Raw genomic sequence first — 19203 nt, 5'->3', positions numbered from 1 at the left:
ACAAAGCCACCTAACGCGGGTGGTTATATCCCACCCCCTCTTGGCGTTACCGTAACGCCATACCAAAACCCACGGCCCGGGACCCCAAAAAAAGCAACCTGCTGACGCGCCCCACCCGCATCCAGCCCAGGAGACAGCCCCAATGAACACCCCAATGGCCACGCGCCCGCCAGCCACAACCGATCACCCCTACCGCCCGGTCTGCTTCCCCGAGCGCCGCACCCTGATCGAGCACCGCCCCGACGGCACGCTCCTGCTGCGCTGCGCGACGCCGCCGACCAAGATCCCCCAGCAAGGCATGGCCGACTTCCTGCCCTACTGGGCAGAGCGCCGCGGCACCAACGCCGCATTCCGCGAGCGCGACGCACAAGGCGCTTGGCGCACAATCACCTGGACCGAACTGTGGCACCAGGTACAGGCAGTGGGCGCCGCGCTGCTGGAACTCGGCCTCGGACAAGACCGCCCGCTGATGCTGCTTTCCGGCAACTCCATCGAGCAGGCCGTCGTGCTGCTTGCCGCCGAGTACGTGGGCGTGCCCGCCGCGGCGGTGTCGCCCGCCTACTCCACCATCAGCCGCGATTTCGCGCGTCTCAAGGGCGTTGCGGAACTGGTGCCGCCCGCGGCACTGTTCGTGCAATCGGCCGCGCCCTTCGAGCGTGCCATCGCGGCCCTGGAAGGCTACAAGGCGGCGGTTATCGCCGTGGAAGGCGCGGCCGCCGGCCAGCACGCCTGGAGCGGCCTGGCAGCCACCGAGCTGACGCCGGCGCGGCTGGCCGCGCTGGCCAGCGCGCACGCTGCCATCCGTCCCACGCACACGGTGCGCGTGCTGTTCACTTCGGGTTCCACCGGTGTCCCCAAGGGCGTGGCCACCGCCTACAGCAATCTCAACGCGGTGACGTCCTATCACGCGGAGAACCTCGCCGCCCTGATCGAGCGGCAGCCGGTGTTCCTCGACTGGCTGCCCTGGCACCATGGCCTGGGCGGCGTGACCAACTTCGCGCGCGCCATCGTGCTGGGCGCCACGCATTACATCGACGATGGCCGCCCCCTGCCCGGCCTGTTCCAGCGCACCGTGCGCAACCTGCGCGAAGTCTCGCCCACCATGTTCAACAGCGTGCCGTCCGCGTGGAGCGCGCTGGTCACTGAACTCGAACGCGACCCGGTGCTGGCACGCAGCCTGCTCGCCAATGCGGTCAGCTTCGGCTATGGCGGCGCCAGCCTGCCGGGCGATGTGTTCCAGCGCATCCAGCGTGTGGCCGAACAGACGGTGGGCGAACACATTGTCTTCTGCTCCGGCCTGGGCTCCACGGAAACCACCGCCATGGGCGTGTACTGCGGCTGGGCCACCGACGACGTCGGCAATGTCGGCGTGCCGATGCCCGGCGCCGAGATCAAGCTGGTGCCGCTGGACGGTGGCGACGGGCGCTTCGAGATCCGCATGCGCGGCCCCTTCCTTTTTTCCGGCTACGTCAAGCGCCCCGACCTCACCGCCGCTGCCTTCGACGATGAGGGCTATTTCTGCCTGGGCGACGCCGTGCGCCTGGCCGATCCCGCCGATCCGGCCCGCGGCCTGGTGTTCGCCGGGCGCGTGGTCGAGGACTTCAAGCTGGCCAACGGCACCTGGGTACGCACCGGCGCCGTGCGCCTGGCGCTGATCGATCGATGCGCGCCGCTGATTACCGATGCCGTCATCTGCGGCCACGATCACAACTACCTCGCCGCGCTGGCCTGGCCCAACCTCGCCGCCTGCCGTGCGCTGGCCCCGGAACTGGCCGAACTGGACGCCGAAGCGCTGGTGCGGCACCCGCTGGTGGTGAATGCGCTATGCGAACGCCTGCGCGCCCAGGCCAAGGACGGCGCCAGCCTGAGCGTGCAACGCGTGCTGCTGATGGCCGAGCCACCTTCGATCGACGCCAACGAGATGGCCGAAAAGGGCTACGTCAACCAGGCGACCACCCGCGCGCGCCGCGCGCACCTGGTCGATCAGCTATTCCACCCCGAACCCGCTGCACACGTCGCCTGCGTACGCTAAGAGCGGACCAAAGCCTTCACCCTTTCTATCGGAGCTTCACATGCAAGTCACCCGGACCGTCTTCCGCGACGACCACGAAATGTTCCGCACCACCGTGCGCCGCTTCCTCGAACGCGAATGCGTTCCGCGCCAGGCCGCCTGGGACAAGGCTGGCGTGGTCGACCGTGAAACCTGGCTCAAGGCCGGCCGCGAGGGCCTGCTGTGCATCACGCTGCCGACCGAGTACGGCGGCGGCGGCGGCGACTTCGGCCACTGCGCGATCTTCAACGAGGAAGTCGCGCGCGCCGGCGTCAGCGGCCCTGGCTTTGGCGTGCACTCCGACATCATTGCCCCGTATATCAACCGCATCGGCAGCGAGGAGCAGAAGCAACGCTGGCTGCCCAAGGTCTGCTCCGGCGAGGCCATCCTTGCCATCGGCATGACCGAACCGGGCACCGGCAGCGACCTCAAGGCCGTGCGTACCACCGCCGTGCGCGAGGGCGACGAATACGTGATCAACGGCAGCAAGACCTTCATCAGCAACGGCCTGAATGCCGACCTGATCATCATGGTGTGCAAGACCGATCCCGGCGCCGGCTCCAAGGGTGTCAGCCTGATCGTGGTGGAAGCCGACCGCGAAGGCTTCCGCCGCGGCCGCAAGCTCGACAAGGTGGGCCAGCACGCGCAGGACACTGCCGAACTCTTCTTCGACAACGTGCGCGTGCCGGTGGGCAACCGCCTGGGCGAGGAAGGCAAGGGCTTCGCCTACCTGATGGGCGAACTGCCGCAGGAGCGCCTGAGCATCGCCGTGAGCGCCGCCGCCAAGCTGGAAGTCTGCCTGGAACACACCATCAACTATGTGAAGGAGCGCAAGGCCTTCAACCAGACCGTGTGGGACTTCCAGAACACCAAGTTCAAGCTGGCCGACATCAAGGCGCAAGCCGTGGCCGTGCGCCTGATGGTCGATCACTACCTCGCCGAGCACGTGCGCCGCCGCCTGACGCTGGAAGAAGCCGCCATCGCCAAGCTTTATGCCACGGAAGCCCTGGGCAAGGCACTGGACGAAATGGTGCAGCTGCACGGCGGCTACGGCTACATGCTGGAGTACCCGGTGGCGCGCGCCTTTGCCGACTCCCGCGTCACACGGATCTACGGCGGCACCAGCGAGGTCATGCGCGACCTGATCTCGCGAAAGATGTAATTCGTATCGTCATCGTAAACACCACCGCAATCCGAAGGAAGAATGACATGACTCGTAAAGTATTCGTCGCCGGCGTCGGCATGATCCCGTTCAAGAAGCCGGGCACCAGCGAAACCTATGACATGATGGGCGCGCACGCGGTGCGCCAGGCGCTGGAGGATGCGGGCATCGATTACGCCGACGTGCAGCAGGCTTACGCCGGCTACGTCTACGGCGATTCCACCTGCGGCCAGAAGGCGCTTTACCATGCTGGCATGACCGGCATCCCGGTCATCAACGTCAACAACAACTGCGCCACCGGCTCGTCGGCACTGTTCCTGGCACGCCAGGCGGTGCAGAGCGGCGCGGTGGACTGCGCGCTGGCGGTGGGCTTCGAGTTCATGCAGCCGGGCGCGCTCAGCTCCAAGTGGAGCGACCGCGCACCGGCGCTGGAGCGCGCGCTGAACCTGGTCAACGAACTGGTCGACCGTACCGACCTGCCCAGCGCCATCCGCCAGTTCGCCGGCGCGGGCCGTGCGCACATGACCAGGTACGGCACCAGGCTGGAGACCTTCGCCAAGATCCGCGCCAAGGCCAGCCAGCACGCCGCGCGCAACCCGCTCGCCGTGTTCCGCAACATCGTCACGCCGGAAGACGTGCTGGCCTCGCCGATGCTATGGGATGGCGTGCTGACGCGCCTGATGGCCTGCCCCCCGACCTGCGGCGGCGCCGCCGCCATCGTGGTCTCGGAAGAATTTGCCCGCAAGCGCGGCCTGCGCACCGACGTGCTGATCGCCGGCCAGGCACTGACCACCGACACTCCCAGCACCTACGACAGCAAGGACATGATCCGCGTGGTCGGCTTCGACATGACGCGCTCGGCATCGCAAAGCGTCTATGAGCAGGCCGGCATCGGCCCCGAGGATGTCGATGTGATCGAGCTGCACGACTGCTTCGCGCAAAACGAACTGCTGACCTACGAAGGCCTGGGCCTGTGCGAAGAAGGCGGCGCGGAGAAGCTGGTCAACGACGGCGATAACACCTACGGTGGCCGCTGGGTCGTCAACCCGTCCGGCGGCCTGCTGTCCAAGGGCCACCCGCTCGGCGCCACGGGCCTGGCCCAGTGCTACGAGCTGACGCACCAGATCCGCGGCACGGCGGAGCAGCGCCAGGTCGAGGGCGCAAAGGTGGCGCTGGCGCACAACCTGGGGCTGGGCGGCGCGTGCGTTGTCACGGTCTACAAGAAGCACGCCTGATTGCGCAGATTACCGAACGCTACCCGACGGAGTCTTTCCCATGATCGACAAGAAATTCATCGGCAAGGTGATTGCGGATTTCCGCACCACCGCCGCCGCCAGCCAGTTGCGCTTCTTCGCCAAGGCCACCGGCGAGACCAGGGCGATCTATCTCGACGAAGCCGCCGCGCGCGACGCCGGCCACCCCGGCCTGCCGCTGCCGCCCACCTTCCTCTTTTCGCTGGAACTGGTGCAGCCGCCCAGCGCCTGGCGCGACGAACTCGGCATCAAGGTCGAGCGCATCCTGCACGGCGAACAGTCCTTCACCTACCACCGCATGGCCTATGCGGGCGACACGCTGCACCTGCAAACGCGTATCACCGACATCTACGAGAAGAAAGGCGGCGCGCTGGACTTCCTGGTACGCGAGACACGCGTGACCAACCAGGACGGCGAACATGTGGCCGACCTGCGCAGCGTACTCGTGCAGCGCAACGGCTGAACCGGAGAACCCCAATGAGCAATCCGAGCAATCCGAGCAATTTGAGCTTTGAGCAGATCCAGGTCGGCGACACCCTGCCCCCGCTGACGCTGGAGCCGATCAACCGCACCACGCTGGCGCTGTTTGCCGGCGCCTCGAACGATCACAACGCGATCCATATCGATACCGACTTCGCGCGCAAGGCCGGCATGCCCGACGTGTTCGCGCACGGGATGCTGTCGATGGCCTATCTGGGCCGCCTGCTCACGCTGTGGGTTGACCAGCGGCAGTTGCGCCAGTTCGGCGTGCGCTTTGTCGGCATCACGCATCTCGGCCACCGCATCACGTGCAGCGGCCGCGTGGCGGAAAAGCTGGAAGTGAACGGCGAGAAGCGCATCAAGCTGGAAATCCAGACCGCCAACCAATATGGCGAAACCAAGATCCTGGGCGACGCGGTCGTCGCCCTGTAACCCCATGCAAGTTCAGCAAATTCAGTAAATTCAGGAGATAAGACATGGGAACACTTGACGGCAAGGTGGCACTGGTCACCGGTTCCGGCCGTGGTATCGGCAACGCGATTGCCAAGCGCCTGGCCAGCGAAGGCGCGCGCCTGGTGATCAACGACCTGGATGCCGAACCGGCGCACCAGACCGTGGAAGAACTGAAGGCGATGGGCGTCGAGGCCGTGGCCTGCGTGGGCAACGTGTCCGCGCCGGACTTCGCCGATCGCTTCATCAACACGGCGATGAGCCACTTCAAGAGCATCGACATCCTCGTCAACAACGCCGGCTTCACCTGGGACGACGTGGTGCAGAAAATGAGCGACGAGCAGTGGTACGCCATCCTGGACTGCCACATGACCGCGCCCTTCCGCATCATCCGCGCCGCCTATCCGCACATCAAGGCACTGCACGCCGCCGACAAGGAAGCCGGCCGCGAGGTGTACCGCAAGATCGTCAACATCTCGTCGACCTCGGCCCTGAACGGCAATGCCGGCCAGCTGAACTACTCCGGCGCCAAGTCCGGCGTGATCGGCATGACCCGCGCGCTCGCCCGCGAATGGGGCCGCTTCAATGTCAACGTGAACGCCGTGGCATTCGGCCTGATCCACACCCGCATGACGTCGGCCGACGCCAAGGCCGGCGCGACGGTGAATATCGAGGGCCGCGACATCCGCGTCGGCCTGAATCCGGAACTGCTGAAGGCGCACGCCCAGCGCAACCCGCTCGGCCGTGGGGGCACCCCGGAGGAAGCCGCTGGCGGCGTGTACCTGTTCTGCTCGCCGGACTCGAACTACATCACCGGCCAGACCATCGCCGTGGCAGGTAACGTGCAGTAAGAGGGAAGCCGGCCGGTCATCGGGCCTGATGCGATGACCGGCCTTGCATCGCCCTCGGGCTGGCGCTGGCCACACCTATAGTCCAGGGACGCATGCCAGTCGCTGCCGCGCCCTTCCGTCCTGGCATCGACGGCGGTGAGCGTGGCGTGCAATGCTTAGTCAGGCCCGAGGCATCTGCGCCGCCTTGGACAGCACGCGGACGGGCACCGGGTCATCGCGACCTCGCAGGCGTGCGGCAAGCTGCGGCAAGCCTGCGGCCGAAACGCCGGCGTGCTGGAAGACCTGTTCCGAGATGATCGCCTCGCAAGCGATCTCTTTTGTCAACTGCTCAAGTCTCGAGGCCACGTTCAACGGGTCGCCAATCGCCGTGAACGTGACATGCTCGCGGAAACCAATCTCGCCCATGATGGCCCGGCCGCAGTGCAATCCGATGCCAAAGCGGATTGGCGCCTGCAACTCCTGCTTGAGCGCGGCGTTGAGTTCGTCAATATTGGCAGCGACCAACGGCACGGCACTGAGCGCCTGACGACAGGCCTCGGCTGGCTCGCTGTGCAAGCCAAAGATCGCGAGCACCGCGTCTCCCAGGAACTGGTTTGGCAGACCGCCCGCCTGGACCACCGCGGCGCAGACCGCACTCAGGAAGCGGCTGACCATGAAGATGCTGTCGAACGGTAGTTGTGCCGCCGCAAGCCTTGTGGAATCCCGCATATCCACGAACATGAACGCCGCGAATCGCTCTTGTGGCATGACGTCCCGCTGGCGCCGCTGCAGGAAGGCCGTGGAGGCGGCCGGAGGCACCAGTGGCCACACGCGGAGCGCATGGGTCGGCCGCAACTGGCAGGCTAGACGCACTGTCTGCGAATCCGCTCCCAGCCGCTCCAGAACGCGCCGCTCCGCCTCGGCCGGCGCGGGCAGCGGCACGGCGCTTAGCACCCGCACCCGGCACAACGTACATCGGGCGCGGCCACCGCAAGTGCTGGCATGGGGAACGCCGGCCATGCGGCTAGCCTCCAGCACCGAAAACCCGAGCGGCGCGAATACCTTGCGCCCGTCCGGATACAGGATGCAGAGCCGCCCGCCCCGGCGCTCCCGCACCGTGCGCACCAGCCGCGCCGCAAGCACCAGCAGCAGCGCACCCCCATCGAAGAGCAAAAAATCGTTGCGCAGTTCGGCGAGCCAGAGATTCTGCAAATCCGTTCCGATGATCGCCGGGCGGGTCGCCGCGGCACGCCAGACGGGATCCTGCGCCAGCGCGATCACTTCCCGTCCGCCCTGCAAGAAGCCTAGCAGCGCAAGCACCGGGAGCAGCACGGCGGCGCTCAGCAGCACACTCCGCCACGCCCCAAACCATGGTTTCAAGCGCAACCAGAACCAGATGCCGTAACACCCATGCAGCCAGGCGACCACCAGGAGCATCAACTGCACACGGCCGAAGAACGGTGAAGCGATCCAGAACGAGTACAGCAACTGCGCGTAACCCTTGTCCAGGCCAAACTCGGCAAAGGCGATCCGCGTATTCGCAATATGGTTGGCTAGCAGCGGCGGTATGCACAAGCCGAGGACGAGCTGCGCCACCTCGCCCGGCGTCCAATGCAACGCGCGCCGTTCATACAGCGCCCACAGACCCAGGAAGAAATGCGTCACCAGCGCGCTGTACAGGACAGCCGTCCCAAGCCATCCCTGCCAGATGAACTTCTGCACAAGCAGGCCACGCTCCAGCCAAGCGAGCGAGATATTCCCCAGCGAGTGATTCAGGAGATGCGTACCCACGTAGGTAAACAGCACCAGTCCGGTGGCAAGGCGGACCGATCGCACACCGGCCGGCCGCAACCTTTGAAGATAGGGAAAGTGCGACATGCTCTACCCTCCACGCATCCCGATGCGCCGGCGCTTGCCACCAAGCGCTGACACTGCCGAGCGCACGCTAGGTTAGCATCACTTCCAATGGGTAGTGCAAGCGCCTGAGGGCCTTGGCAATTTCCGGGCCCCGGCGCGATAAGGGCGGGCCGCAGCCCCGCCCTTTTTATTTTCATTTACGCCGCCTGCGGTTCTGGCAGCGTCTTAGCCGTGCGCGCCGTCGGTGAACGGATCGCGCCGATCCGTGATTCTTGCGCCGTCGGAATAGACGTCGAACCTGCCTGCTTTCGCGCCATCCGTGTAGGGATCGCGCGGCCCGGCGATATGGGTGTTGCTGTCAGAGGTTGCGGGGATGCCGGGCGGCTGGGCCAGCGCTGCGAACGAAGCCAATGCCGCGACAGCGGCCGAAATCAGGATTTTCATGACGATCTCCAAATACAGTAGGGATAGCTTCCAAAGCGCATCGCCGTGAAGGCTACGCCTGGGCACGCAACTCGCTTCCGGTTTCCGGGATGTTGATCAATCCCGAGAACTGGTTCGCCGTGCATTTGTAGAACCGCGCAGCCACCCGTTTTATTCCCGCTCCAGTTGTTGACGCGGCTGCCGGCCAAGGGAAATTCCCGTGCCCCGGTTCGTGCTCCTGTGTCCTCTTATTGCTGATGCCACGGATGCGCCACGGATGCATTTTTTCTGCGAAAGAAGTTGGGGAATAAGAAGACTGGCTCCGCGGTTAACCCATGCAGAGCGTCATGCTGCGCAGTCGAGTCGATTGCGGGCTTCTCTCGCTCGAACAATCAAGGAGTATTGACATGAAATCGAATTCGCTGAATCGGCTTTTCGTGCTGCCCATGCGCGGTTCGCTCATCGTGAGCGCTGCGTTGATGGCAACCTCGGCTTGTGTATACGCGCAAACGTCGCCCGAACCCGGCACGCATCAAATTACTCGCGCGGAAGTGCGGCATGAACTCGAGGAATTGGAGTCGGTAGGTTACACCCCTGCCCAAGGCGACAATAGTAACTACCCCGCCGACATTCAAGCGGCGGAACAAAGGCTGGAAGCCAAACATCAAGCGCAGAGGAATGCGCTGATGCATGGAAACCAGGCAACACAGACTGATGAAAACCAGACCGCACAGACGAAGCCCATGCCTTGATTGCGGGCGCAGGTCGCACACGGTTTCTCGAAAGAGGATACGGCTGGCAGGGCAATTGAACGACTTTTTGTTTCGTACCAATCCAGATCGGATGGGATCATGAATCGCGACCAGTTCAAGTTTTGGAATGCCGTTGGCATCATCACCATCGGCCTTCTCTTTTACTACCTCCTGGTTAACTAATGTCCGCTGAAGCCAGTCTTAGGGTGGACATATCGCCTGTCTTTCCGTTGCATGCACGTTATCTTTTGACACTGTGAATCAGGCATTGAGCGACGCCTTTTGCGATCTTCGACGCGCAAGCCGGTTGCGCAACTGGCCGGCCACGAACGCGCCGGTGATCAGCAGCAGGTAGAGGATGACGAGATTGTGGCGCCACGCATCGAGAGCGATCTGATGCGCGGCCAGTTTCGGATCGGGCGCCGGGAGGACAGCTCGGCTCGCCATGACGGCCCGGGTCATCCGGACAAGGCCGGCCGCCGACAGCAGTGGCAGGAGCACGAGCAGAGCGAGCAGTGCAGGCCTGGCGCGGCGCACCATCGCATGATGGCGCAGGCGGATCCACAGCCCCAGACAACCGTGTACCCAGCCCGGGGCGAGCAATGCAACCTGCAAGCCTTGCGTGCCGCTGGTGATCAGCAGGATCACGATTCGCTCATAGTTCGGTTCGAATCCATAGAGCGAGGCGGCGAGCCGGGTCGCCACCGCATGGCGGATAAGCAGCAGCGGGAGGCTGAGTCCCGCCCAAAGGCGGATCCATTCGGTGGCCGGCAGCGTCCAGTGGTGGCGCCCGTAGACTGTGCGCAGCGCCAGCGCAAAATGCAGGGAGGCCGAACCGTACAGCAGGATCGTTCCGGGCACGCTATGCCAGAGCCGCAGAGCCAGCGCGAGACCCCGCCCCGCAAGATCCAGCGACCAGATCCCGAGCGCATGATTGGCCAGGTGGAGAAAGAGGTAGATCAGCAGCACAACGCCCGATCCGAGCTGCAAGCGGCGCATGGTTGGTTGCACTTTCGATCCCCTTGATACACAACAATGAGTAGACGCCGTTCCGTCGCCGGATATTCCCGCTTCTGCACGCAGTCATCCGCTTGCGGCGCTCGCGCGGATCGTCGGTGGTGCGGAACTGGCTGCCCGGGAAGAGGACGGACACAGGAGGCGCACCGATCACACGATCGGCGCTTCCTATGCAGAATCAACACGGGATCCAGTTCAGGCGGTGGTTCCGGGAATAAAAATGGCATGCCGGCGGTCCTGTTGTTAACTCACTGCCGGTCACGGATTGCGGTTACAGCAGAAACTTCACAATGGCCGATCCAGACACCGCGCAGCGCTTCGAGACGCTTGTATTGCCTCATATGAACTCGGCTTTCAATGTCGCGCGATGGCTGACGCATAACGACCAGGATGCCCAGGACGTGGTGCAGGAGGCGTACCTGCGCGCGTTCCGGTTTTTTGGCGGATTCCGTGGCGAGGATGCCCGTGCATGGCTATTGAGCATTGTGCGCAACACCTTCTACACCTGGCATCAGCAGAACCGGGGGCATGCAGCGGAAACCATGATGTTCGAGGAAGACATGCACAGCCTTGAGACGAGTACCGCCGACCATGACGAGGGTCCCGAAGCAATGCTTATACGCAGCCAGAGCCAGAAGCGGGTGCACAAGGCGTTGCATGGCTTGCGGCTGGAATACCGGGAGGTTGTCGTGCTGCGGGAACTGGAAGACTTGTCGTACAAGGAAATCGCCACCATCGTGGGCATCCCGATAGGCACGGTGATGTCTCGCCTGGGCCGAGGCCGCCAGCAACTCGCGGCGCTGCTCGCCCCGACGGATCAGGAGGCGTGATGGATCACAAACAGGCGTTCGAATTACTGCCGGGCTATCTCGACCAGGAGTTGAGCCTGTCCGAAGCGCTCGAATTCGAGCGCCATCTTGCCGACTGCGAGCAGTGCCAACAGGTCTATGCACAACACCGCCAGGTGAGTGCGCAACTGCGGCAGGCCGATTTGCGTGTAGAGGCGCCGCAGGAACTGGTGAAACGCATCAAGGCTGCGCTGCCAGTGCGCCGCACGCTCTGGCAGCGGCTGGGTGAGCGATTCGGCCGGTGGAGCGGCGGCGGGTCGCTGGCCTGGGCGCCGGCTGGCGCGATGTTGATGAGCGTGGTCGCGCTGACCTGGAGCTTGGGGCTGTACCTCTCGGTGCCATCGAGCGAGACGCGCCTGACCCAGGAACTCGTGGATAACCATATTCGCTCGTTGCAGGTCAATCACCTCTCCGATGTGATTTCAACCGACAGGCATACGGTCAAGCCGTGGTTTGACGGCAAGCTGGACTTTGCGCCACCTGTGGTCGATCTTGTGCAGCAGGGGTATCCGCTGGTCGGCGGGCGGCTGGATTACCTGAACGGGCGGGCGGTCGCCGTGATGGTCTATCACTACAAGCTGCATCCGATCAATCTCTATGTGTGGCCGGGCAACGACGCGGGCGCCACGCCTCGCATATACGCGCAGCAGGGCTATCACCTCGCCCACTGGAGTGCCGCGGGCATGAATTACTGGGCGATCACCGATGCCGGCGAAGCAGAACTGAGCGGCTTCATCACGGACCTGCGCGCACATCCCGCTTCCTAGCCTGCGCGGCGCGGTGCTCACGGCGGAACAAAACGGCGGAACAAGACGGTGGAATAAAACGGATGGCCCGGCGGTCTTCCTCATGAACCCAATCGGGAGGCCCGTCGGATGGTCCGGCGGTCTACCTCTCGAACCTGTCTCGTGAGGGCAATATGTCGTCAGATCATCCATCCAATCCGTCGCGCCGCGGCGCGTTGAAGTGTCTCGCTTTCGGTGGCGCGGGCACCGTCTTTGTCCTGGCCGGCGGCGTTCTCACGCCGGTGGAACTGGCCCTTGCCGCCTCAGGGAAGGGTCAGCCGGCTGCCGCGGGCGTCCCTCTTTTCCTGCAGATCAGCGACACACATATCGGCTTCAACAAGGAAGCCAATCCCGACGTCGCAGGTACGCTCAGGCAGACGATTGATTTCGTCAATGCCATGCCGGTCAAGCCTGCACTGACGATTCACACGGGAGACATTACGCATCTTTCCAAGGCGGAGGAATTCGACCACGCGGCCCAATTGCTGTCGGGGCTGAATATCACCGAATTGCATACCGTGCCCGGCGAGCATGACGTCACCGATGGGCCCGGGACAGAGTACTTCAGCCGTTTCGGCCATGCCTCCGGCAATAAGGGCTACTACAGTTTCGACCACAGCGGCGTCCACTTTATCGGGCTGGTCAACGTGATGCATTTCAAGCCGAACGGTTTGGGGGGACTGGGCGACGACCAGCTTGCCTGGTTGCAGGCCGACCTGAAAGGCCGCTCGTCCAGCACGCCGATCGTCATCTTCGCGCACATGCCGATGTGGACGATCTACCAACCGTGGGGCTGGGGCACCGGCGATGCCGGCGAGGCGATGCGCTATCTGAAGCGCTTCGGTTCGGTCACTGTCCTGAACGGCCATATCCACCAGATCGTCTCAAAGGTGGAAGGCAATATCACCTTCCACACAGCGCGCTCGACCGCCTATCCGCAACCGGCCGCCGGCGATGGACCCGGACCCATGCCGCTGACGGTACCGGGCGATCAGCTTCCCAGGATGCTCGGCGTGACCAGCATCAAGATCCTGCGCCACCCGTTCCAGGCGACGCTTGCCGATACGACGCTGGCCTGACTTGCCACGCACTGCTCACCCACCAGGACCCAAATCATGCTAACGACTATGCTTCGACGCGCCCTCGTCGTCCCCCTCGGGGCCGGGATGCTCATGGCAGCATCGGTTTCCGGCTTCTCCGTCGCGCAAGCGCAGGAGACCAATGTCATCGTTGTGAAGAATTTCATGTTCTCGCCGATGTCGCTTACCATCAAAGCCGGCTCGACCGTGACCTGGAAAAACCTCGATGGCGAACCCCACACGATTGTCGACGACGCCGGCCTGTTCCGCTCCGGCGCGCTCGATCAAAACGACACCTACAAGTTCAAGTTCGACAAACCGGGGGTCTACAAGATCTTCTGCGGCATACACCCGAACATGAAGGCGACAATCACCGTCCAGTAGGTCCGGTATGCATTGAGCGACATCCTGCCCGCCGCAATGGCGCGCCGGGAGAACGGTGCAGTCGAAATCAGCTCGCGCTGAGGGGCCGGCCACGGCCCAGGCGCGATCTCAGCCCACGGCGGCGGGCGCCATCAGGTCCTCGAGGAAGTAGGCGGCAAGCTGGTGCCGGCCTTCGAGCTGCGCTTTGGCGTAGACGTTGGCGGCATGCTGCCGCACCGTCTTCGCGCGGCTCTCGCGCAAGCCCGCGATCTCCTCCAGCGATAGTCCCTTGACCAGCAGCAGCACCACGTCCTTCTCCGCCGGCGTCAGCTTCCAGGCTTCGGACTGCTCCACGAGATCCGTTAGTGCGCTTTCGCACATAGGCGAAAGGCAATGTGATGTGTTGCGCCGATGCGGCAGGTCCGGAAAGCGCCTTCAGACATACAAGCTGCGGCTCACATGTCTTTATTAAAGGGCAAAGCATGTCCTCGCGGGCCGGCACCAACCCGGACCGAAAATGCAGCACACGCCACCCCCAATTTCGCATCCTTTCGAATGAAAATAAAAACAATAATCAATTACAATCCAAATCGGAATACGGAAAGGATACATAATTGCCACCTTGCCTTTTCAACCAATGAAATTATTATTTTTCATTCAATGACTGGTTTTATAAATATGTAATTGGGAATCAATACCATGAAAACCGACAAGAAGGTTCTTCAGCTTCTCAATGGCCAGCTCAAGCATGAATTGACAGCGATCAACCAGTATTTCCTGCACGCCCGCATGTACCGGCACTGGGGCTTGAGTGCGCTGGGCAAGCACGAGTACGCCGAGTCGATCGAAGAGATGAAGCATGCCGACAAGCTCATCGAACGCATCCTGATGCTCGACGGGCTGCCGAACCTGCAGGATCTCGACAAACTGCTGCTGGGAGAGAACACCGAGGAAATGCTGGGTTGCGACCTGAAACTGGAACTTGTTTCCCAAGCCAGTTGCAAGGAAGCCATCAAGTACTTCGAATCCGTGGGCGATTACGTGTCGCGCGAGATAGTCGTCGGGATTCTCGATGACACCGAAGAGCACATTGACTGGCTCCAGACGCAAATCGAGCTGGTGGCAAAGGTCGGCCTGCAAAACTATCTGCAATCCGCGATGGGGTCCCCCGCCTGATTCCGGGAGCCGGCGGCGCCGCGCCTCAGAAACGCATCGTCGCCGACAACAGCAGCGTTCGCGGCTCGCCAATCGCCACGCCGCCGAATGCATCGACCGCGGCCCAGTAGCGCTGGTCGAAGACGTTGCGGACATTAAGCCGCAAGGTGGTCTGCCGGCGAGCCAGCGTGGTCTGGTAGCGCGCGCCGAGATCCACGCGGGTCCACTGCGGAATGCGCTGCGTATTGGCCTGGTCCACATACTGGGGCCCGGTGTAGACCAGGCTGCCGCTCAGCGTCAGGCCCGGCGCGAACGCGGCATCCCATTCGGCGCCAAGATTGGCTTGCAGCCGGGGCGCGCCAGTGGCGGTCTTGCCCTCCGTATCGGCGCTGCCGGTCCGGGTGAGCCTGGCGTCGAGCACGGTGGCGCTGGCGAGCAGTCGCACCCCTGCCGCCGCCTCGCCGTACAGGCCGAACTCCAGCCCGCGGTTGCGCTGCTCGCCGCTGGCGGTGAACAGCGTGCCGGACATCTGGCCACCCGGTTTGGTGATCTGGAACGCGCTGACAGTCGCGATCATGCCTCCCCGCTCCACCTTGACGCCGGCTTCATACTGGGTCGACTTGTAGGGCGCGAATACCTCGCCCGCATTGCTGGCGCTGGAGGGCGCGGTGTCGCCCTTGCTCAGTCCTTCGATGCGGTTGGCGTACAGGGAGACGTGCTGCCAGGGCTTCACCACCAGGCCGAGCATCGGTGTCACTGCCTCCTCGTCATAGCGCGACGTGACGGCGCCGGCCGTGCCGAAGTTCTCCGACCTGACCTGCTGGTAACGCACGCCCAGCGTCGCCTGCAACCGCTTGTCCAGCAGCGACAGCGTATCGGCCACGGCCACGCCGTTCAGCCGGGTCTCGGATACCTTCGGTACGCTGGCGGGCTCCAGGATGTACTGCGCGGGTAGGGATAGCGGATGGTAAAGGTTGGTCAGCGCGCTCGTGGACGCATGATTGAAGCCTCGCTCGAGCTGGTCCCGGTAGCCGCTGGCGACCAGGCTCAGGCGATGGCTGAGCGGCCCGGTATCGAAGCGGGCCCGCAGGCCGGTATCCGCCGTGGCCCGGGCAACGTTGAACTTGTAGTTCGTGTCCGACACGGCAACATCGCCGGCCTCGTTGACGATGGTGGGCGTGATGGCAAAGAGCCTGGCAACCCGGGTACGGCCACCGCCACCGTCCACGAACCAGGCCAGCTTGTCGCTGATGTCGTACTCCGCCCGCAACAGCAGCGACTGGTCGCCGATGCTGGAGTGTTCCCAGGGCTGCGTGATATTGCGCCGGCCATCCGGTGCGCCGGGTACGGCGATGCCGGGGACAATGTGCAGAAGCCGCGACGGCGCGTTGATCCTCTCCCGCTGGCCGATGAAGTCCAGTGTCGCGCGCAGGCGCTCGCCCTGGTAATCCAGCGCCAGCGCGCCGGCCCCGGCATTGCGCGACTGGTTGTCCAGGCTGGTATCCCCTGCCCGATAGCTCCCGTTAAGGCGGATGCCGAACTGGCGCCCGGCGCCAAGCCGCCGGCTCAGGTCAACGTTGCCGCCAAGCTGCGACGCCGCGGCATAGTCGGCCGTGACCTGCGTCAGGTCCTCCGCGGCGGCCCGCTTGGGGACGATGTTGATGCCGCCGCCGACGCTCCCGCTCGGCGCCATGCCGATCAGCATGGCGGTCGGGCCCTTGATCAGCTCGACGCGCTCGACATAGCCGGTCAACACCCGGTAGTTGGAGGCCACGCCATACAGGCCATCCAGGGCAATCTCCCCGAAATTGCCGTTGCCAACGGGAAAGCCCCGGATCGTAAAGGCATCCAGGATGCCGCCGGGCTGGCTGACAAAGCGCACCGACGCATCGTTGGCCAGCACATCGCCTACCGTGCGCGCCTGCTGGTCCTCGATCGCCCTGGCGGTGTAGCTGGTGACGCTGAACGGCGCGTCCATGATGTCCGTGTTGCCGAGCATCCCCAGCCGGACGCCGCGCGCGAGCTGGCCGTCCGCGAAGGGCTGCGGCAATTCGCCCGCGGCCGGGGGCGTACCGGTGATGGTCACGGCGGGCAGCACTGGCACGGCCTCGGTGCGAGCGCCCTCCCGCGCCTTGCGCACGGCGAAGCCGCCGCCCGGCAGCGCCACCGCATCCAGCCCGGTGCCCGCCAGCAGCGTTTTCAGCCCCTCGGGCACCGTATGGCTGCCTTGCAATCCCGGGCTTTGGGCTGCGCCGAGCAGCGCGGCATCGTAGGAAAGATCGATGCCGGCGGCGCTGGCGAAGCGGTTGAGCACCGCATGGAGCGGGCCGGGCGCGATGGCGAAGGACCGCGCCTGGCCAACGCCCGGCGCCTGCGCGCGCGCGGTGGGCGACGGCATGGCCACCCACAGTGCAATACAGGCGAGAGCGCCGGCAAGCGCGCGGTATCGGACGCGCAACGGCTTAGAAGTCCACACTCATGGACGCCATGAAGGTACGCGGCGCGCCCAGCGAAATCGTGCCGTACGATGCCACCCCCGACCAGTACTTGCGGTTGAAGGCATTGAACAAGCCCGCGCGGAAGGTGGTGGATTTGCCGTACAGCGATGTCTTGTAGCGCGCGCCCAGGTCGACCGTGGTCCACGACGGCACCTGCTGCGTGTTCGCCTGGTTGACGTATTCGCTGCCGGTGTAGTTGACCGCCCCCGTCAGGGTCAGGCCGGGCACCCACGGCAGGTCCCATTCCGTGCCCAGGTTAGCCATCACGGTGGGCACGCCCACCGGGCGGTTGCCGCGTGTGGCCGCGCTGTTGGTCCTGGTCAGTTCCCCGTCGAGCAGGGTCACGCCGCCGAGCAGGCGCACGCCCTTGTAGGCCTGGCCCGACAGCGTCAGCTCCAGGCCCTGGTTGCGCTGCTCGCTGTCGATGGCGTAGACCGTGCCGAACAGCTGGCCGCTCGGCTTGGTCATGCGGAAGGCCGCCAGCGTCGCCATCACCTTGCCCGAGTCATACTTGACGCCTACCTCCTGTTGCTTGGTCTTGTACGGCGCGAAGACCTGCCCCGCGTTCGACGCCGTGGCCGGTGCGATGTCGCCCTTGCTCAGCCCCTCGACGTAGTTCGCATACAGGGACACGTTTTGCCAGGGCTTGAAGACGATGCCGGCCAGCGGCGTAACGGCGCTCTCGTCGTATGCGGATGTCTTTGCGCCGGTGGCGGCGTAGTTGCTCGACTTGACCTGCTGGTAGCGCAAGCCAAGGGTCAACTGCACGCGGTCGTCGAGCACGCTCAAGGTGTCGGCCAGCGACAGGCCCGACAGCGTGGAGTCGGAGACCTTGGGCACCCGTTGCGGCGGGGCGATGTCCTGCGCCGGCCGGTCGACGGGGGCGTAGATGTTCGACGTGACGGGCGTGCCGGAGACATTGGCATTGGCGATACGGTCCATATACAGGTTCGCCTGCAACGCCAGTGCGTGCCTGACGGGGCCGGTCTCGAACTTGCTCCTGACGCCGGTATCGAAGCTCGACCGGTTGACCTGGAACTTCCAGTTCTGCACGGCCGACGAGGTGGCGCCAGCCGCATTCAGGATGGTCGGCGTCTGGTCCGACAGGCGCGCCACATCGGAACGGGTGCCGCCGGCATCGGCAAATACGGTCACGTTGTCGGTGACATCGTATTCCGCGTGCAGCAGCGTCGAGACATCATTGGACTTCCACCAGCCCCAGGGCTGGCTGACATTGCGCCGGCCGTCCGGCGCGGATGGTACCTGCAAGCCGGCCGCGACCAGGAAGGGACGCGTCGGCGCATCGACCCACTGGTATTGCTCGATCACGTCGAGCGACGCACGCAGGCGATCGCCGTGATAGTCCAGGGACAACGCCGCCACTTCGGCGCGCGACTTCTGGTTGTCGAGCGCGGTCGGTCCCTGGCGGTGCAGGCCGTTGAATCGGATGCCCCACTCCCGCTCGCTGCCGAAGCGGCGGCTCAGGTCGACCGCGCCGCCCACCTGCGCATCGGAGGCATAGTCGAGGGTAAAGCGCGTCAGGTCCTGCGCCAGCGCCCGCTTGGGCACGACGTTGACCACGCCGCCCACGCCGCTGTTGGGCGACATGCCGTACAGCAAGGCGGCCGGCCCCTTCAGCACCTCGACCCGCTCCAGGTACTCGGTGAACAGGTGGTAGTTCGGTGAAACGCCATAGACGCCGTCGAACGCGATCTCGGACAGGTTGCCCTCGTTGATCGGGAAGCCGCGGATAAAGAAGGAGTCGGTCACGCCGCCGACCTGGCCGGTAAAGCGGACGGAAGGATCGCTGTTCAGTACCTCGGCCAGCGTGACGGCCTGCTGGTCCTCGATCCGCTGGGCGGTGTAGTTGGTGACGGCAAACGGCGTATCCATCACGCCCTTGTTGCCCAGCAGCCCGAGGCGGCCGCCGCGCGCCACCTGGCCGCCCGCATAAGCCTGCGGCAGATCGCCCGGCGCTTCGGTGGCGGCGGTGACGGTCACCGCCGGCAGCGTGGCCGTGGTGTCCTGGGCCGCTGGCTGCGATTGCGCCCTCACTGCGAGCGGCGCCATGCTCGCGCCCAAGGCAAGGCAGACGAAGGCGTGGTGCAGCGCGACCGCGAACGGCTTGAGCCGGGGTGGGCGCGCTGTGGCAATGACGGTGGCAGTGGCTGTGGCATGGCGTGTTGCAGACATCAGATTCT

General features: G+C 64.6%; 18 protein-coding genes. 12 read left to right on the top strand and 6 right to left on the bottom strand.

Features of this window, described 5'->3' with window-relative positions:
- Positions 1-142 precede the first annotated feature (142 nt).
- The 6 genes from CF70_RS27895 to CF70_RS27870 are packed head-to-tail and all read left to right on the top strand — an operon-like array spanning position 143 to position 6246.
- Positions 143-2032: a feruloyl-CoA synthase gene (locus tag CF70_RS27895; protein ID WP_035872835.1), complete on the top strand. Its 1890-nt coding sequence runs from the start codon at positions 143-145 to the stop codon at positions 2030-2032.
- Between the two features lie 40 nt (positions 2033-2072).
- Entirely contained in the window at positions 2073-3212 is a 1140-nt protein-coding gene (locus tag CF70_RS27890; RefSeq protein ID WP_035872826.1) for an acyl-CoA dehydrogenase family protein, read from the top strand.
- 47 nt (positions 3213-3259) lie between these two features.
- A complete protein-coding gene (locus CF70_RS27885; RefSeq protein WP_035872820.1) occupies positions 3260-4447 on the top strand; it encodes a lipid-transfer protein in 1188 nt (395 codons plus the stop codon).
- Positions 4448-4487: 40 nt separating this feature from the next.
- Positions 4488-4928, top strand: a complete 441-nt coding sequence (locus CF70_RS27880; protein WP_035872811.1) for a MaoC family dehydratase N-terminal domain-containing protein — start codon at positions 4488-4490, stop codon at positions 4926-4928.
- Positions 4929-4942: 14 nt separating this feature from the next.
- The gene (locus tag CF70_RS27875; protein WP_035872806.1) at positions 4943-5377 is read left to right on the top strand and encodes a MaoC family dehydratase; all 435 of its coding nucleotides are present in this window, start codon (positions 4943-4945) and stop codon (positions 5375-5377) included.
- 44 nt (positions 5378-5421) lie between these two features.
- Entirely contained in the window at positions 5422-6246 is an 825-nt protein-coding gene (locus CF70_RS27870; RefSeq protein ID WP_035872803.1) for an SDR family NAD(P)-dependent oxidoreductase, read from the top strand.
- A 159-nt stretch (positions 6247-6405) separates the two neighbouring features.
- Here CF70_RS27870 and CF70_RS27865 read toward each other — a convergent pair whose 3' ends face one another.
- Positions 6406-7890: an adenylate/guanylate cyclase domain-containing protein gene (locus CF70_RS27865; protein WP_235185235.1), complete on the bottom strand. Its 1485-nt coding sequence runs from the start codon at positions 7888-7890 to the stop codon at positions 6406-6408.
- Between the two features lie 417 nt (positions 7891-8307).
- Positions 8308-8526 carry a hypothetical protein gene (locus CF70_RS27860; RefSeq protein ID WP_035872797.1) on the bottom strand — a complete coding sequence of 73 codons (219 nt, stop codon included), beginning with the start codon at positions 8524-8526 and terminating at the stop codon, positions 8308-8310.
- 386 nt (positions 8527-8912) lie between these two features.
- Here CF70_RS27860 and CF70_RS27855 point away from each other — a divergent pair, with 386 nt between their 5' ends.
- Entirely contained in the window at positions 8913-9257 is a 345-nt protein-coding gene (locus CF70_RS27855; protein ID WP_051649122.1) for a DUF4148 domain-containing protein, read from the top strand.
- A 261-nt stretch (positions 9258-9518) separates the two neighbouring features.
- On the opposite strand, the gene CF70_RS27845 is transcribed toward CF70_RS27855, so the two are convergent.
- Positions 9519-10256: a hypothetical protein gene (locus CF70_RS27845; RefSeq protein ID WP_035872793.1), complete on the bottom strand. Its 738-nt coding sequence runs from the start codon at positions 10254-10256 to the stop codon at positions 9519-9521.
- Positions 10257-10564: 308 nt separating this feature from the next.
- Here CF70_RS27845 and CF70_RS27840 point away from each other — a divergent pair, with 308 nt between their 5' ends.
- From CF70_RS27840 to CF70_RS27825, 4 genes are all read left to right on the top strand, one after another.
- Complete coding sequence (locus tag CF70_RS27840) at positions 10565-11104, top strand: sigma-70 family RNA polymerase sigma factor (protein WP_035872787.1); 540 nt, start codon at positions 10565-10567, stop codon at positions 11102-11104.
- The gene (locus CF70_RS27835; protein WP_035872785.1) at positions 11104-11889 is read left to right on the top strand and encodes an anti-sigma factor family protein; all 786 of its coding nucleotides are present in this window, start codon (positions 11104-11106) and stop codon (positions 11887-11889) included. Before CF70_RS27840 ends, CF70_RS27835 begins: the two co-directional genes overlap by 1 nt.
- A gap of 152 nt (positions 11890-12041) precedes the next feature.
- Positions 12042-12986: a metallophosphoesterase family protein gene (locus CF70_RS27830; RefSeq protein ID WP_035872783.1), complete on the top strand. Its 945-nt coding sequence runs from the start codon at positions 12042-12044 to the stop codon at positions 12984-12986.
- A gap of 36 nt (positions 12987-13022) precedes the next feature.
- Positions 13023-13370, top strand: a complete 348-nt coding sequence (locus CF70_RS27825; RefSeq protein ID WP_035872781.1) for a cupredoxin domain-containing protein — start codon at positions 13023-13025, stop codon at positions 13368-13370.
- Between the two features lie 108 nt (positions 13371-13478).
- On the opposite strand, the gene CF70_RS27820 is transcribed toward CF70_RS27825, so the two are convergent.
- Entirely contained in the window at positions 13479-13703 is a 225-nt protein-coding gene (locus CF70_RS27820; RefSeq protein ID WP_235185234.1) for a LuxR C-terminal-related transcriptional regulator, read from the bottom strand.
- Positions 13704-14048: 345 nt separating this feature from the next.
- Between CF70_RS27820 and bfr the strand changes: the two genes are divergently transcribed.
- Complete coding sequence (gene bfr, locus CF70_RS27815) at positions 14049-14525, top strand: bacterioferritin (RefSeq protein ID WP_035872779.1); 477 nt, start codon at positions 14049-14051, stop codon at positions 14523-14525.
- A 25-nt stretch (positions 14526-14550) separates the two neighbouring features.
- Here the strand turns inward: bfr and CF70_RS27810 are convergent, their stop codons facing one another.
- Positions 14551-16482 (bottom strand): TonB-dependent receptor, encoded by a 1932-nt coding sequence (locus tag CF70_RS27810; protein ID WP_081862394.1) that lies wholly within the window; start codon positions 16480-16482, stop codon positions 14551-14553.
- A gap of 484 nt (positions 16483-16966) precedes the next feature.
- Positions 16967-19195 carry a TonB-dependent receptor gene (locus tag CF70_RS27805; RefSeq protein WP_081862391.1) on the bottom strand — a complete coding sequence of 743 codons (2229 nt, stop codon included), beginning with the start codon at positions 19193-19195 and terminating at the stop codon, positions 16967-16969.
- Positions 19196-19203 lie beyond the last annotated feature (8 nt).

The organism is Cupriavidus sp. SK-3, from assembly GCF_000611145.1.
Classification (GTDB): Bacteria; Pseudomonadota; Gammaproteobacteria; order Burkholderiales; family Burkholderiaceae; genus Cupriavidus.
This window is presented reverse-complemented; position numbering and strand designations above follow the sequence as displayed.

Coding starts and splice junctions, on each gene's coding strand:
- CF70_RS27895 (WP_035872835.1), top strand. CDS start 143: ATGAACACCCCAATGGCCACGCGCCCGCCAGCCACAACCGATCACCCC.
- CF70_RS27890 (WP_035872826.1), top strand. CDS start 2,073: ATGCAAGTCACCCGGACCGTCTTCCGCGACGACCACGAAATGTTCCGC.
- CF70_RS27885 (WP_035872820.1), top strand. CDS start 3,260: ATGACTCGTAAAGTATTCGTCGCCGGCGTCGGCATGATCCCGTTCAAG.
- CF70_RS27880 (WP_035872811.1), top strand. CDS start 4,488: ATGATCGACAAGAAATTCATCGGCAAGGTGATTGCGGATTTCCGCACC.
- CF70_RS27875 (WP_035872806.1), top strand. CDS start 4,943: ATGAGCAATCCGAGCAATCCGAGCAATTTGAGCTTTGAGCAGATCCAG.
- CF70_RS27870 (WP_035872803.1), top strand. CDS start 5,422: ATGGGAACACTTGACGGCAAGGTGGCACTGGTCACCGGTTCCGGCCGT.
- CF70_RS27860 (WP_035872797.1), bottom strand. CDS start 8,526: ATGAAAATCCTGATTTCGGCCGCTGTCGCGGCATTGGCTTCGTTCGCA.
- CF70_RS27855 (WP_051649122.1), top strand. CDS start 8,913: ATGAAATCGAATTCGCTGAATCGGCTTTTCGTGCTGCCCATGCGCGGT.
- CF70_RS27845 (WP_035872793.1), bottom strand. CDS start 10,256: ATGCGCCGCTTGCAGCTCGGATCGGGCGTTGTGCTGCTGATCTACCTC.
- CF70_RS27840 (WP_035872787.1), top strand. CDS start 10,565: ATGGCCGATCCAGACACCGCGCAGCGCTTCGAGACGCTTGTATTGCCT.
- CF70_RS27835 (WP_035872785.1), top strand. CDS start 11,104: ATGGATCACAAACAGGCGTTCGAATTACTGCCGGGCTATCTCGACCAG.
- CF70_RS27830 (WP_035872783.1), top strand. CDS start 12,042: ATGTCGTCAGATCATCCATCCAATCCGTCGCGCCGCGGCGCGTTGAAG.
- CF70_RS27825 (WP_035872781.1), top strand. CDS start 13,023: ATGCTAACGACTATGCTTCGACGCGCCCTCGTCGTCCCCCTCGGGGCC.
- bfr (WP_035872779.1), top strand. CDS start 14,049: ATGAAAACCGACAAGAAGGTTCTTCAGCTTCTCAATGGCCAGCTCAAG.
- CF70_RS27810 (WP_081862394.1), bottom strand. CDS start 16,482: ATGGACGCGCCGTTCAGCGTCACCAGCTACACCGCCAGGGCGATCGAG.
- CF70_RS27805 (WP_081862391.1), bottom strand. CDS start 19,195: ATGTCTGCAACACGCCATGCCACAGCCACTGCCACCGTCATTGCCACA.